The sequence below is a fragment of the Marivita sp. genome (genome assembly GCF_017643905.1).
Taxonomy (GTDB): domain Bacteria; phylum Pseudomonadota; class Alphaproteobacteria; order Rhodobacterales; family Rhodobacteraceae; genus Marivita.
This window is the reverse complement of sequence record NZ_JAEPMO010000006.1, coordinates 42323-55688: the sequence shown is the minus strand read 5'-3', so window position 1 is coordinate 55688 and position 13366 is coordinate 42323. Positions and strand designations below refer to the sequence as shown.

Genomic DNA, 13366 nt, shown 5'->3' with positions numbered 1-13366 from the left:
CGCGGAGTTCGGTCACGCTTGCCGAGGGCTGAATGATCCGCCGCGCGTCTTCGGGTGCCTTGGCATAGCTTTGCATATGACCAACGACACCCTTGATCGGCTTCACGAGCAATATCCGAACTGCAAGGAACAAGAGGCCCGCAGTCACGATCGAAATCACCGCCGACAGCACCAGAATGCGCAAGCCATAATCGATCATCGCCATCCGCAGCTCGCTGGTGTCCAACGTGATCTCGATCAGCAGACCGCCATCCCGGAACGGGTTGCCGATCACCCGGATCGTTTCGTTCTCGGGGTCGATCAAGCGGGCCATCGCATCGCGGATCAGGGTGAGCGCGTTGGCATCGCGCAGATCGAATGTCTGCGACACCTCGCTAGGCATAGGAGAGGACAGCACCAGTTGCCGCAACTCGTCGCGCCGCAGCACCACGTTGTACACACCGGCATTGAGCAACAGTTCCGCTTCAAGCTCGCTGTCGATCATGTCGTCCGCCAAAAGCGCCAGAGATGCGATCTGCGCCCGTTCCAGCCGATTGAGAAGAAAGTCTTCGCGATACCGCGCGATGGACGGAACGAAGATCAACACCTCTGCCAACATCACGAAGACGGTGGTCAGGATCAGGAAGCGGCCGGACAGCGAATTCAGCATGGATGCAATCCCGGCCCGGTCACGTTAGGGCAGCCATTTCTGAACAAATCCAACCACTTTCTTCACAGTGTCACTTTCAAACAGTCGAGGAGAGAAATAAGCGCCCGCAGCCCGTTTGTTAAGCTCCCCAATGGTCGGGTAAGGCGCAACCATGTTGGCGATCTGGGTCATTTTCATCTTATTGGCAATCACCAGCGCCCACAGATTGATCAACTCGCCTGCCTGTTCACCGGCGATCGACGCGCCGACGGGTCGTCCCTTGACCACCATCACCTTGATCAAGCCGCGTGTCTTGCGTTCGGCAGTCGCGCGGTCGTTGTGGCTGTAGTGGAAGCGCACGACTTCGAGCTTGTCTCCATGCTCCTTGCGGGCCTGTTCCTCGGTCAAACCGACCTGCGACAGCTCTGGTTGTGTATATGTCGCCCAAGGAATGTGCCGCGTGGTGGCCTTGGACGGCAGACCAAACAGCATGGACCGGATGATGACCCCGGCATGGTAGCCAGCCACATGAGTGAACTGCAGCCCACCCGCCACATCGCCGATGGCGTAGACCTTCTTGTTCGAGGTCCGCATCGACGCATCCACTTCGATCCCTGTCCGTGTCGTCTTGATGCCCGCCTTTTCCAGATCGAGCCCTGCAGTGTTTGCCTTGCGACCAACAGCAACCAGAATATGCGTTCCCTTGAACACGCGGCCGTCTTCGGTTTCCACCTCGATCGCACCCGCTGTGCCGCGCACCTCTTTCGCGTTCGATCCTTCGGCGATCTCAAGCCCTTCTTCGCGCAGACTGTCCAGCACGATGGCAGCCATTTCCGGGTCATCCTTGCCCAGCGCCTTCGCGCCTTCGATCACCGTCACTTTTGATCCAAGCCGCAGATGCGCCTGCGCCATTTCCATCCCGATGGGGCCACCACCGATGACCAGCAAATGCTCGGGCTGTTCGCGTAGCTCCCAAAGCGATTCATTGGTGATGTAGGGCACCTTGTCCAAGCCGGGGATCGGCGGCACGAAGGGAGAAGAGCCCGTGGCGATGACGACACGACGGGCTTTGATACGATACGGACCGGCCTCGACCTCGGTCGGAGAGACAAAGCGCCCGAATTCGCGGATCACCCGGACCCCCAGCCCTTCGAACCGTTCCTGGCTGTCGACGGGTTCGATCTGGGCGATCACGTCGGCCACATGATCCTTGGCCGCAGCGTAGTCCACCTGAGGGGTGACATTCGCGATGCCGTAGCGGTCTGCATGGGTCATGGCATAGGCCGTCTTGGCCGAAGCGATCAGCGCTTTTGAGGGAACGCAGCCATAGTTCAGGCAATCGCCGCCCATTTTGTGTGCCTCGAGAAGGACCACGCTGGCCCCCATCTGCACCGCACCTGCTGCTACCGACAATCCGCCGGACCCCGCGCCGATGATCAGAACATCTGTCTTGATGGTTTCCATGATCACAGTCCTTTCTTGCCGCGCACGGCCTTCAGCACGATGGGAAGCGCCGCAAGGACACAGAGACCAAGGATCGGAAGCAGGATGTGCGGCTCGAAGATGATGCCGAGGTTCGGTGTCTCGCCACGCGCGAACACTTCACCCAGACCGGCCCCGACCGAAGTATAGACAACACCGCCGGGAATAATGCCAAGGAAGGTGGAAACGAAGAAGCGATAGAGCGGGACGCCAACCAGTGCAGGCACTAGGTTTGCGACGAAGAACGGCACGGCGGGCACCAGTCGGATCAGGAACAGCATCGACCATTGGTTCTCGTCGATCCCGTCCTTGATCTTGCGGACCGCGCCATCGCTGGCTTCCATCTTGGCCGCCAGCTTTTCACCCAGACCATAGCGCGCCGCCAGGAAGATCATCGTCGCGCCGACAGTGGCCGCGAGGACGTTGAACAACGCACCCGGAAACACCCCGAACAAAAAGCCCCCCGTCAGCGTCGCAATCGTCGCTCCTGGCAGGGAAAACCCGACAATCGCGATATAAGCCAACATGAACACACCTGCCGTCAGGACATAATTGGCGTCGCGGAACGCCTCGAGCGCCTCACGATTGGCTGCCAGTGTCTCGAAACTCAGGTAATCGCGCAGGGTAAAGGCACCAATCAGCGCGACCGCGCCAATGGCAATCAGGGGCGCAAAGCGCTTCCATGCGGGGGTATGTTGGGTGTTTGTCATATCTGTCATGTCATACAGGCCGGGGAGGGCCACCTCTTGAACTGATGTGTTTGCGTTGACTGATACATGCCCCTTGCAGCACTCCAGCAACACCCGGCTCACGCCCGGTTGATCGCTGGCTCCGATTTACGTGAGAATCCCCTGCTCAGCGGCCCGTATTGAAACATTAGACCCGCGCACCCCCGGCCAATATTGCAGACTGTGTCAAACCCACACGCCGCCGTGTGCCATTGTTTCAAAACGCCACGCTGAAAAGCCCTGCCCGATGATCTTCTCTGGTTCAAAAATATCCCGGAGGGGCGCGCCCGATCTGGCAATGGGTGCAACACCCCCACCTCTTTCCGCCAGGATAGACCCATGTTACGAGTGGGATCCTGCGCAGGGACCAAGAAAACGCTGAAATTCCCTGACACAGCGTTTGACAACCCAAAAGCACCTGCCTATAGCACGGGCTTCGAACATGACCGGTCGCCGAATCCGCGCGGCCCGGCCCGATCAAACGGAGTTGGACGCGATGAAACGCACCTATCAGCCCTCGAACCTCGTTCGCAAGCGCCGCCACGGCTTCCGTGCGCGCATGGCCACCAAGGGCGGCCGCAAAATCCTGAACGCGCGCCGCGCACGTGGCCGCAAGTCGCTGAGCGCGTAAGCGTCCGCGACAGCGCAGGCAATCTGACATGACACCGCCGGAGGCCTCCTTGGACACAAGGGGAAACACGCCTCCGGCGGTGTTGTCATGTTCGCCCGTGACCGTTCTGCGCCATCGCGCCGATTTCCTGCGCGCCGCCCGTGCCCTGCGCCGGGGCACCGACGGGATGCTGGTGCAGGCACGGTATCGCGATGACGGCGATCCGACGATCCGCGTCGGCTATACCTGCTCCAAGAAGATCGGCAATGCCGTGGCCCGCAACCGCGCCAAGCGCCGCCTGCGGGCCGTTGTGGCCGAAGCCTTGTTGCCCGGTGCGCAACCCGGCTGGGATTACGTGCTGATCGGCCGCCCCGGCGTCACGATCGACCGCGATTTTCAGGCGCTCAAGAAAGACTTGGCGTATGCCCTGCGCAAGATCCACGCTTCCACATGACCCCTCTGGCCTGGACACTCGCCCTGCCCGTCCGCGCCTATCGCCTGATCTTCAGCCCTTGGGTCGGGCACAACTGCCGCTATCACCCAACCTGTTCGGCCTATGCGCTCGAGGCGTTGCAGAAGCACGGTGGCTTCAAAGGCGGCTGGCTGGCCGCAAAGCGCATCGCCCGCTGCCATCCATGGGGCAAAAGCGGCATAGATAATGTGCCCTGAGAGCGCTTCAGCCACTCGCTGCAGTTCCAACAAAAACCTTGCGCGTAGTCTCGTTTGGACGCACGGTGACGTTAAGTCACTTTATCATCCTGCACCGCCTGCCAAGGGCTTCTGTGCACTTGGTCGTTTTAACTGAATGACGAGTTTTGACCGGTATTCATAGGTCACGCCGAGGGTTGCGGCCGAATAGTGCATAGCCAGAAAGACCACGGACCTGTTTTGAAGGAATCCAATTATGCCGTCGAAATTCACCGATGAATATGATCGGGTCAAAGCCAACCTCGCGATTCCGAGCAATACGGACAAGCTGAGCGCAGAAGAGCAAAAACTGATCGACAATCTGATCCTTCTCATGGAAGCGTCGGGTCCCGCCCCCGGCCATGCCGCAGCTCTCGACACCCTACGTGAACAGTGCCAGCGCGGTCTGTTCAAACGGATTTTCGGGATGGACAAGGACCGCGAAGCGAATGGCATCCTCGACCTTTCCAGAACGGATGCCACCAAGAACAAGAAAGCCGCCGCTCTCAAGACACTCCGACATCTCTATCTGCTGTCCAAATTCGGCGGTCACGATGCTTGGGCGCTGTCTTTGCCCAAATCCTATCGTAACTGGGCGACGGGCGAACTTGAAAATGCCGATGCGGACAGCCTCAAGACCAAACTCAAGGACATCAACGAATACCACACGAAACGCGATCTGAAGAATCTTCAACACGCCTCCCAAAAGGCGCTCGCCTGGTCTCAGAAAGCGAATGTGATCTGCGACTCGGTTGGTCCCAATACGATCGGACGCAAACTGATCCAGCGTTGGTTCGCGGACGAAGATCATCAGTCTGATGCCAAGATTTCGGCCCTAGCCGCGCGCCTGTCTACAGGGTTCCAGAAGATCTCCCGCGCCTGCAACAGCGGGCGCATGATTCTTACGGACGACCCGACCGTCCGGGGGGACGGCAACTGGGAGAACAGCGAAGCCTTTGCCTACCGTCTGGGTGGCCAGCGCCTGAACGTGATCTACATCGAAAAAGCGTTTTTCGGCAAAGGCAACACTTTGGAAGGGTCCAAGAATTGGGCGCGCATACTAATCCACGAGTTGACGCATTCGCAGCTGAACACCGACGACGTGACCGTGCCCGGCGATGCACATCCGCGCTATTCGTGGCATCCACAGGGCATCAAGCCGCGTAAGGACAGCTTTCACACTGAATACGCGATGAACAATGCCGACAGTTGGGCCTTCTTCGCCGTCGATGCGGCTGGAATGCTCACCAACTCGGAACGCAATGTCGCGCTCAATCCAAAGCCATGATACCGCGGCGCGCCTCTCTCGGCACAGGCGCCGCGCTGATCATGGTCACGGTATCGCTTGCCCTCTGGGCGGGCGGCGCACAAGACTCGCAAAACCCCTCGGCTGACAAGGAAATCGACACCATGAGTCCAGATCTTCCCGGCTCCGGAGCGAGCCGAGTTCCTCCGCCCAAGGTCGATGCGCTCGAACGGAACGGCATCCGCTACGAACCGGCATTGTCCGGCCTGCCTCTGGACGCAACAGATGTCAGTGGATGGATGCGCGCCACGAACATCGCATCAGGCGAGGTTCTCTGGCTGGCCCAGGTCTACACCAATCCCGATCCGGTGGACCCGTTCCTTCCCGGTGGCGGACGCAACATGATCGCGATGAAACGCATCAGCATGTCCGGTAACATGATCGAAGTCGAAGACATACGCGGCCGCCGTTTTCTTGTGGACCCCGAGACTGGCACATCAACGCCCTCAGGCGGGTAAGAGGCCTCGAGCGTGGGGTGCCCGCTGGCACTTAAGCCAACGTCAATGATTTCGCCCGACACTGTGCCCTGCAAAGGAGCAGTGTCGTGGTTGTCGTCATCAATGCCATCAATAATGAATTCGCAGTCTCGTCCGGCAGCAATGTCAATGTGAGGACGGCCTACAGTTATTTCGATTACCCACCGAACTCGACCAAGGATCTTGTGATCACTTCGAACGACGGGGATCCGTCCCCATACGAATTCGGCGTAGGTGACCGCTATGACCTGAGCTGGACCGGCAATGGCGGGACCAGCGCGCTGGAAGACGCAACCATCATTCGCAGCGATTACGTCGGCCCGGGTCAAGGCGCTGTTGTCTTCGAAGGCACGGATACCAGCTCAGGCGAACTGGTTCAGTTGGTCTGGTCGCCGGGATTCGACCTCGAAGGGTGGTATTTTGCAAATGGCGGCAGTCCCTCCACCCCGAACGCCTTCTGGACATCTGATCGGGACCCGTCCGCGACATACCAAACGATTTGCTTTGCCGAAGACACACTCATCGACACTCCTTCGGGACCACGCGCAGTACAGAACCTGCGGGAAGGCGATCCAGTCCTGACTCTCGATAATGGCGTGCAACCGGTCATGTGGACCCGCCGACATGTCGAGGTGCTGGATCAGACATCGGAAAAATCTGCGCCAATCCTGATCCAAGCCTCGGCACTTGGTCCGAATCGTCCCTTCAGAGACCTGATCGTGTCACCCCAGCATCGGATGCTTGTTGGCGGCCAGATGCAGCTATCCAACAGTTTCGCAAGCGAAACGTTCGTTCCGGCCAAAGCCCTCACCATCCTGCCCGGCATTCGCCAGATGCAGGGGAAACGTGCCGTGACGTGGGTTCATTTCGCGTGCGCGCGGCACGAAATTGTCTTCGCGCAAGGCTGCTTTTCGGAAACGCTGCTGCTGGGCGGAATGGCGATGTCCGGACTGACACCACGCGAACGTCTTGGCATCTATCGGGTGTTTCCCAAATCTCAGGACACCGACCAAGCGCTGAACGGCCCACCGGCCCGACCTTGCATGACGGTTCGACACTGCCGGGATCACCTTAAGAAAAGAAAGACCCCGCGTCGTGCTTCGCACAAAACGCAAGGCCTCAGATCTGCTCGATCAGACACGCCTGGTGACAGGATCACACCCCTAGGCAATACCGCATGATCGCCTTTTGCGCATGCAGCCGGTTTTCCGCCTCGTCAAAGATCACCGATTGCGGACCGTCCATCACCTCGGACGTCACCTCTTCGCCGCGATGGGCCGGCAGGCAGTGCATGAAAAGCGCATCGGGTTTCGCGTGGCGCATCAGGTCCACGTTCACCTGGTAGGGCCGCAGCATGTTGTGCCGCCGTTCCTTGGCCGACTGCGCATCGTGCATCGACACCCACGTGTCGGCAACCACCAGATCTGCTCCCTCGACGGCCTTGAACGGATCGCGTTCGATGGCGACCTGAACACCGGCGTTCCGCGCCAGCCCCACGAATTCCATCTCGGGATCAAGCTGCACCGGCCCGGTGAAGGTGAAGTCAAAGCCGAATTGCGCCGCCGCATGCAGGAACGACGCGCAGACGTTGTTCCCGTCACCGCACCACACCACCTTCTTGCCTTTGATCGGCCCGCGATGTTCCTCAAAGGTCATCACATCCGCCATGATCTGGCAGGGATGGGTGCGGTCGGTCAGACCATTGATCACCGGAACGGTGGCGTTTTCCGCCATCTCTTCCAGCACCGCCTCGTCAAAGGTGCGGATCATGATCAGGTCGACATAGCGACTCATCACACGCGCAGTGTCGGCGATGGTTTCACCATGGCCCAACTGCATGTCCGACCCCGAGAGAACCATCGTCTGCCCGCCCATCTGGCGCACGCCGACATCGAAGGACACACGCGTCCGGGTCGAGGGCTTTTCAAAGATCAACGCAACCATGCGTCCAGCCAGGGGTTGCTCATCATCCGGCGCACCTTTGGGGCGACCATTCCGGCTGCCTTTCATGGCGATGGCCTGATCAATCACCGTCCGCAGATCACCCGCGTCGGTTTTGTGAATATCCAGAAAATGCTTCATATCTCAGTCCTGCGCCTCAAGAACCGCATCCGCGGCAAAGTCCAGCCGGTTCACCGCCTCGGATATCTCGTCCTCGCTGATGTTCAGCGGCGGCAGCAGACGCACCACATTGTCCGCAGCCGGGACCGTGATCACACCGCATTCATACCCCGCCTTGACCACGTCGATCGGTGCCACCTTGCATTTCAGACCCAGCATCAGGCCCATACCGCGCACGCCCTCGAACACCTCGGGATGTGCAGCAACCAGGCCTTCAAGCTTCTGTCGCAGAAACCCGGCCCGCGCGTTCACGGTCTCGAGGAACTCTGGCGCGCTGACGATATCCATCACCGCGCAGCCCACCGCACAAGCGAGCGGATTGCCCCCATAGGTCGATCCATGTGTGCCCGCCGTCATACCCGACGCCGCCTCTTCTTTGGCCAGAACCGCTCCCAGAGGAAAGCCCCCGCCGATACCCTTGGCGACCATCATGATGTCGGGCGTCACACCCGCCCACTCATGTGCAAACAGACGCCCCGTGCGCGATACACCGCACTGCACCTCGTCAAGGATCAAAAGAATGCCCTTCTCATCGCAAAGTGCGCGCAACCCCTTGAGGCATTGATCGGGCAGCGGTCGAATGCCACCCTCGCCCTGCACCGGCTCGATCAGGATCGCACCAACGCTGTCGTCGATGGCGGCGTGCAACGCCTCATGATCAGCCCAAGGCACATGTTTGAATCCCGGCAGGAGCGGCGCAAACCCCTTGGTCATCTTTTCCGATCCGGCAGCGGCAATCCCCGCCGACGACCGTCCATGGAATGATCCTTCGAAGGTCAGGATCGTGGTCTTCTCGGGTTGGCCTTTCTCGTACCAGTACTTGCGCGCCATCTTGACGGCGAGCTCACAGGACTCGGTCCCCGAATTGGTAAAGAACACCGTGTCGGCAAAGGTGGTTGCCACCAGCTTGTCAGCCAGCGCCTGCTGCTGCGGGATCTCGTAGAGGTTGGACACATGCCAGAGCTTCTGCGCCTGATCCGTCAGCGCCTGCACCAGCGCTGGATGCGCGTGGCCCAGCGCGTTTACCGCGATGCCCGCGCCCAGATCGAGAAAGCGTCGCCCGTCCGCTTCGATCAACCAGGTGCCTTCACCTTTCACAAAGTGAAGCGGAGCGCGGGAATACGTCGGCAGAACAGAGGGGATCATGGGAAACCTCATTTCAGGAAACCCAAGCCGTGCCAAGCGGCGCGGGCCAAGTCAACGGAAAGGATGTGAATTCAGACAAAAGGTGACAGATCGCCCACAGTGCGGGGCGGCAAAACAAGATCAGATGTCTCGTCGGATATCGGTCAGATGTGTCATGACCCGCGTCATCAGGCAAAACCGCCCTCAAAACAAGTCCCATTCTTCTCTGGTTCAAAAATACTTCGGGGTCTGGGGCAGCGCCCCAAGCAGATTTTTCAAAATCTGCATGCCCGGCGATGCGCCCCGCGCAGCGCAACCACGCTTAGCGCTGAAACGGATCGTCCGGATAGCCAACGCCCATCAGATACAAACCCTGCGGTGGAGATACAGGTCCACAGGCAGCACGATCCCGCGCGTCCAAGGCCTGCTTCACATCTTCTGGCCCCCACGCGCCCGCACCAACCCGTTCCAACGTGCCGACGAAACTACGCACCTGATTGTGCAGAAAGGACCGCGCGCGCAACCGGAACTGGAATTCGGTGCCCCAGTCGGTCTCGACGGAACTTATATCCAACGCATCCAGCGTTTTGACCGGCGACGCCGCCTGACACATTGTGGACCGGAACGTGGTAAAGTCGTGCAATCCGATCAGATGCCGTGCCGCCGCCTGCATTGGCGCAAGCTCCAGATCGTGCTTCACCTGCCAGACCTCCCCGGCCTCCAGCGTCAACGGCGCACGCCGCGACACCAGTCGAAACAGATACCGCCGCTCTACCGCCGAGAAACGCGCGTGCCAATCGCCCTCGACCTCGACCGCGTCGACAATCGCCACCGGCAAGGGTTTCAAATGATGGTTCAGCGCCTCGGACAACCGGAACGGCGACCAGTCCTTTTCCAGATCGCAATGGCAGACTTGCCCGCGCCCATGAACTCCGGCATCGGTGCGCCCCGCTGCGGCAATCGTGTGCTCGCCCGGCTCAAGTTTGGCCAAGGCCGCTTCTATGGCACCCTGCACCGATGGCTGATCCGCCTGTCTTTGCCAACCGGCAAACGGCGCGCCATCATACTCGACTTTCAGTGCAAATCGGGGCATGCGCCCCGCTTATACTGAGGCTTTGCGCCGAACAATCCCCCTTGCGCAACACTGGTAACCGCGGGCCTGCGCCTTTATCTGTGGCACCAACACAATGAAAAGAGGCCCCCATTGGTCATTTCCGCCATCGCCGACACCCTCACACGTGGGATCGAAAACGTCGCCGACACCGTGTCGGGCACGTTTTTCGAACCGGCGATCCGGCTTGGTGTGACCGGGCTCGCGCGGTCGGGCAAGACGGTGTTCATCACGTCACTCGTGGCGAACCTGATGGATCGCGGGCGGATGCCCGGCCTTCTGGCGGAAGGCGAAGGACGTATCCTGTCGGCTTATCTTCAGCCGCAGCCTGACGACACGCTGCCGCGCTTCGACTATGAATCGCATCTGGGCGATCTGACGGCACTGGACCCGCGCTGGCCCGACAGCACGCGGACCATCAGCGAATTGCGCCTCTCGCTCAAGGTGCGTCCCTCGGGCCTGCTTTCGGGGCTTCAGGGCCCACGGACCATACATCTCGACTTAGTGGATTATCCCGGTGAGTGGCTGCTTGATCTGGGGTTGCTCGACAAAACCTACGACCAATGGTCTGAAGAAACCCTTAAGCGGATCGAAAACCGTGACACGGCGCAGGATTATCTGGCACAGGCCCGCGCAGAAGACGCCAGCGCACCGTTGGAAGAACCGCGCGCGCAATCCCTTGCCGCCGGGTTCACCGCCTATCTGACCGCCGCGCGTCAGGCCGGGTTCTCGGACTGCACGCCGGGGCGTTTTCTGCTGCCGGGAGATCTGGCGGGCAGCCCCGTGCTGACCTTTGCGCCCTTGCCACCGACCCAAAACCCACCGCGCAAGTCGCTGGCCCGCGAAATGGAACGGCGGTTCGAGGCCTATAAATCCCAAGTGGTCAAACCGTTCTTCCGGGATCATTTCGCCAAGATCGACCGACAGATCGTGCTGGTCGATGCGCTTGGCGCGATCCATGCAGGCCCGAAAGCGGTCGAGGACATGCGACAAGCGATGTCCGACATCCTGAGCGCCTTTCGCCCCGGCCAAAACGCCTTTCTGAGCCAACTGTTCGTCGGCAAGCGTGTCGAGAAAATCCTTTTCGCCGCCACCAAGGCCGACCATCTGCACCACACCCAGCATGCCCGCCTGACCGCGATCATGGAGGCACTGACCCGCGAGGCCCGCGACCGTGCGCAGTACAGCGGTGCCAAGACAAGCGCCATATCCATCGCCAGCCTGCGTGCAACGGTCGAGGAAATGCGCGCGCATCAGGGCAGCGAACTGGCCTGTGTGCGGGGCACGCTTCTCGACAGCGGCAAACAGGCCGCCTTCTACCCCGGTGAATTGCCGGTCGACCCCACGCATCTGCTCGGCCCGGCGCGCGACGGTGCCGAGAAATGGCTAGATCAGGACTACCAGATCATGCGTTTTGCGCCCGCGAAGCTCAGCCTGAAACCCGGCGAAGGTCCGCCCCATATCCGCCTCGACCGCGCGGCGCAGTTCCTGATCGGAGACCGCCTGTGACCCGGCTGCGCCCCGCCCAACCACTGGATGCAGGCCGCGTCGGTGCGATCCTGTCGGCCTGGATTGACGAAACCCCATGGATGCCGCGCATCCACACGCGGGCCGAGGATATCGGCTTTGCCAGTATGATGGTGGATCGCGGCTGGGTCACTGTTTCCGAAAGCGAAACAATCAACGGATTTCTTGCCCGCGACGGTGACGACATCCAGGCGCTCTATGTTGATGCCTCCGCACGCGGTCAGGGTGTGGGGTCTCGGCTGCTCAGCGATGCGATGCGCCGCGTCGATCAACTGACGCTTTGGACGTTTCAGGCCAACATCCGTGCGCAAGCCTTCTATGAACGCCACGGCTTTACCCCCGTCGAACGGACTGATGGCGCAGGGAATGACGAAGGCCTGCCCGACATCCGCTATCATTGGCAAAGGACGCCCTCATGACCAAAGCCAAAGGCCCGGTCCTTTTCGATCTTGATGACGAGGCCCCCGCGCCCACCCCGGCAGACGCGCCACCGGTTCCCGACATGCTGGACCACGCCCCGACGGGACAGGCGATGACCACGGTCGCCGCTTTGGCGTCGCGTCCCGTGTCGCGGCTGGCGCGCTGGTTCTGGTCGCTGCTGTTTGCGCTGATCACCACGGTGGCCTCGGTGGCGGCATGGAACTTTGTCACCAATCTGGTCAGCCAGAACCTGTACCTCGGCTATGCCGTCGCAGCCCTCTTTGCGCTGTTCATCGCCGTTGTTCTGCTGATCGTGATCAAGGAACTCTCGGCCTTCGCGCGTCTTGGCCGGATTGACCGCATTCAACTGTCTGCAGATGCGGCCCTTGCCAGCGAAGATCTGACCGCGGCGCGCATCGTGGTAAAAGATTTGACCAAACTCTACGTCTCCCGCGATGATACCAAATGGGGCCGGGACCGCCTGAAAGACCGAGAGGCGGACATGTTTGACGCCTCAGCCCTTATCGCGCTGGCGGATCACGAACTCCTCGGCCCGCTTGATACCGCTGCCCGCCGCGAGGTCGAGGCAGCGGCGCGTCAGGTGGCCACTGTAACGGCGCTGGTTCCGCTGGCGCTGGCAGATGTGGTGGCAGCACTTGGCTCGAACATCCGCATGATCCGCCGGATCGCCGAAATCTACGGTGGCCGCTCCGGCACTCTGGGAAGCTGGCGTTTGACCCGTGCTGTGCTGTCCCATCTCGTGGCCACCGGTGCGGTTGCCGTGGGCGATGACATGCTTGAGCCGATCCTTGGAGGCTCCATTCTGGGCAAGCTTTCACGCCGGTTTGGCGAAGGTCTGGTCAATGGCGCGCTCACCGCACGTGTTGGTGTGGCCGCCATCGAGGTGTGCCGCCCCCTGCCCTTTGCGCCCGGAAAACGCCCTTCGGTCAGGTCCATCGTCAAGACCGCGCTGTCCGGTCTTGTGACAAGCAAGACGCGCTGATCCTCCTGTCTTCTTCTTTTTTCAAATATGTCGGGGGGTTTGGGGGGCTGGCCCCCCAATCGGTCCCGGTCGGTACGACCGGGAAACACCGTCTGGACGTTGGCCCAACTCGCTCCTATAACGCGCCGCATGACGCATCTGA

14 protein-coding genes and 1 pseudogene are annotated in these 13366 nt (G+C 60.6%); 9 read left to right on the top strand and 6 right to left on the bottom strand.

Going from position 1 to position 13366, the window contains the following annotated elements; all coding sequences use genetic code 11:
- From JJ869_RS01905 to JJ869_RS01895, 3 genes and pseudogenes are all read right to left on the bottom strand, one after another.
- Positions 1-649 (bottom strand): annotated as a pseudogene (locus JJ869_RS01905) (sensor histidine kinase); the annotation flags it as partial.
- Between the two features lie 24 nt (positions 650-673).
- Positions 674-2092 carry an FAD-dependent oxidoreductase gene (locus JJ869_RS01900; RefSeq protein WP_292264280.1) on the bottom strand — a complete coding sequence of 473 codons (1419 nt, stop codon included), beginning with the start codon at positions 2090-2092 and terminating at the stop codon, positions 674-676.
- 2 nt (positions 2093-2094) lie between these two features.
- Positions 2095-2829 (bottom strand): TVP38/TMEM64 family protein, encoded by a 735-nt coding sequence (locus JJ869_RS01895; protein WP_292264279.1) that lies wholly within the window; start codon positions 2827-2829, stop codon positions 2095-2097.
- A 505-nt stretch (positions 2830-3334) separates the two neighbouring features.
- On the opposite strand from JJ869_RS01895, the gene rpmH reads away from it, so the two are divergent.
- The 6 genes from rpmH (at position 3335) to JJ869_RS01865 (ending at position 7098) form a co-directional block, all read left to right on the top strand.
- Positions 3335-3469, top strand: coding sequence for a 50S ribosomal protein L34 (rpmH, locus tag JJ869_RS01890; RefSeq protein WP_089233247.1), 135 nt, complete (start codon positions 3335-3337; stop codon positions 3467-3469).
- Between the two features lie 28 nt (positions 3470-3497).
- Complete coding sequence (rnpA, locus tag JJ869_RS01885; RefSeq protein ID WP_292264278.1) at positions 3498-3902, top strand: ribonuclease P protein component; 405 nt, start codon at positions 3498-3500, stop codon at positions 3900-3902.
- The gene (yidD, locus tag JJ869_RS01880; RefSeq protein ID WP_292264277.1) at positions 3899-4117 is read left to right on the top strand and encodes a membrane protein insertion efficiency factor YidD; all 219 of its coding nucleotides are present in this window, start codon (positions 3899-3901) and stop codon (positions 4115-4117) included. Before rnpA ends, yidD begins: the two co-directional genes overlap by 4 nt.
- 235 nt (positions 4118-4352) lie before the next feature.
- Positions 4353-5423, top strand: coding sequence for a M35 family metallo-endopeptidase (locus JJ869_RS01875; RefSeq protein ID WP_292264276.1), 1071 nt, complete (start codon positions 4353-4355; stop codon positions 5421-5423).
- A 122-nt stretch (positions 5424-5545) separates the two neighbouring features.
- On the top strand, positions 5546-5899 hold the full coding sequence (locus JJ869_RS01870) for a hypothetical protein (protein WP_292264275.1): 354 nt from the start codon (positions 5546-5548) through the stop codon (positions 5897-5899).
- Between the two features lie 86 nt (positions 5900-5985).
- Positions 5986-7098 (top strand): Hint domain-containing protein, encoded by a 1113-nt coding sequence (locus JJ869_RS01865; RefSeq protein ID WP_292264274.1) that lies wholly within the window; start codon positions 5986-5988, stop codon positions 7096-7098.
- Here the strand turns inward: JJ869_RS01865 and argF are convergent.
- From argF to truA, 3 genes are all read right to left on the bottom strand, one after another.
- Positions 7073-7999 carry an ornithine carbamoyltransferase gene (gene argF, locus JJ869_RS01860; RefSeq protein WP_292264273.1) on the bottom strand — a complete coding sequence of 309 codons (927 nt, stop codon included), beginning with the start codon at positions 7997-7999 and terminating at the stop codon, positions 7073-7075. The genes JJ869_RS01865 and argF overlap by 26 nt on opposite strands.
- A gap of 3 nt (positions 8000-8002) precedes the next feature.
- The gene (locus JJ869_RS01855; protein ID WP_292264272.1) at positions 8003-9184 is read right to left on the bottom strand and encodes an aspartate aminotransferase family protein; all 1182 of its coding nucleotides are present in this window, start codon (positions 9182-9184) and stop codon (positions 8003-8005) included.
- 301 nt (positions 9185-9485) lie between these two features.
- Entirely contained in the window at positions 9486-10256 is a 771-nt protein-coding gene (gene truA, locus JJ869_RS01850) for a tRNA pseudouridine(38-40) synthase TruA (protein ID WP_292264271.1), read from the bottom strand.
- 111 nt (positions 10257-10367) lie between these two features.
- On the opposite strand from truA, the gene JJ869_RS01845 reads away from it, so the two are divergent.
- The 3 genes from JJ869_RS01845 to JJ869_RS01835 are packed head-to-tail and all read left to right on the top strand — an operon-like array spanning position 10368 to position 13224.
- Positions 10368-11783: a YcjX family protein gene (locus JJ869_RS01845; RefSeq protein WP_292264270.1), complete on the top strand. Its 1416-nt coding sequence runs from the start codon at positions 10368-10370 to the stop codon at positions 11781-11783.
- Positions 11780-12220 (top strand): GNAT family N-acetyltransferase, encoded by a 441-nt coding sequence (locus tag JJ869_RS01840; RefSeq protein ID WP_292264269.1) that lies wholly within the window; start codon positions 11780-11782, stop codon positions 12218-12220. Before JJ869_RS01845 ends, JJ869_RS01840 begins: the two co-directional genes overlap by 4 nt.
- Positions 12217-13224 carry a TIGR01620 family protein gene (locus JJ869_RS01835; RefSeq protein WP_292264268.1) on the top strand — a complete coding sequence of 336 codons (1008 nt, stop codon included), beginning with the start codon at positions 12217-12219 and terminating at the stop codon, positions 13222-13224. Before JJ869_RS01840 ends, JJ869_RS01835 begins: the two co-directional genes overlap by 4 nt.
- Positions 13225-13366: the final 142 nt, after the last annotated feature.

Coding starts and splice junctions, on each gene's coding strand:
- JJ869_RS01835 (WP_292264268.1), top strand. CDS start 12,217: ATGACCAAAGCCAAAGGCCCGGTCCTTTTCGATCTTGATGACGAGGCC.
- yidD (WP_292264277.1), top strand. CDS start 3,899: ATGACCCCTCTGGCCTGGACACTCGCCCTGCCCGTCCGCGCCTATCGC.
- rpmH (WP_089233247.1), top strand. CDS start 3,335: ATGAAACGCACCTATCAGCCCTCGAACCTCGTTCGCAAGCGCCGCCAC.
- JJ869_RS01875 (WP_292264276.1), top strand. CDS start 4,353: ATGCCGTCGAAATTCACCGATGAATATGATCGGGTCAAAGCCAACCTC.
- truA (WP_292264271.1), bottom strand. CDS start 10,256: ATGCCCCGATTTGCACTGAAAGTCGAGTATGATGGCGCGCCGTTTGCC.
- JJ869_RS01870 (WP_292264275.1), top strand. CDS start 5,546: ATGAGTCCAGATCTTCCCGGCTCCGGAGCGAGCCGAGTTCCTCCGCCC.
- JJ869_RS01895 (WP_292264279.1), bottom strand. CDS start 2,829: ATGACAGATATGACAAACACCCAACATACCCCCGCATGGAAGCGCTTT.
- argF (WP_292264273.1), bottom strand. CDS start 7,999: ATGAAGCATTTTCTGGATATTCACAAAACCGACGCGGGTGATCTGCGG.
- JJ869_RS01855 (WP_292264272.1), bottom strand. CDS start 9,184: ATGATCCCCTCTGTTCTGCCGACGTATTCCCGCGCTCCGCTTCACTTT.
- rnpA (WP_292264278.1), top strand. CDS start 3,498: ATGACACCGCCGGAGGCCTCCTTGGACACAAGGGGAAACACGCCTCCG.
- JJ869_RS01900 (WP_292264280.1), bottom strand. CDS start 2,092: ATGGAAACCATCAAGACAGATGTTCTGATCATCGGCGCGGGGTCCGGC.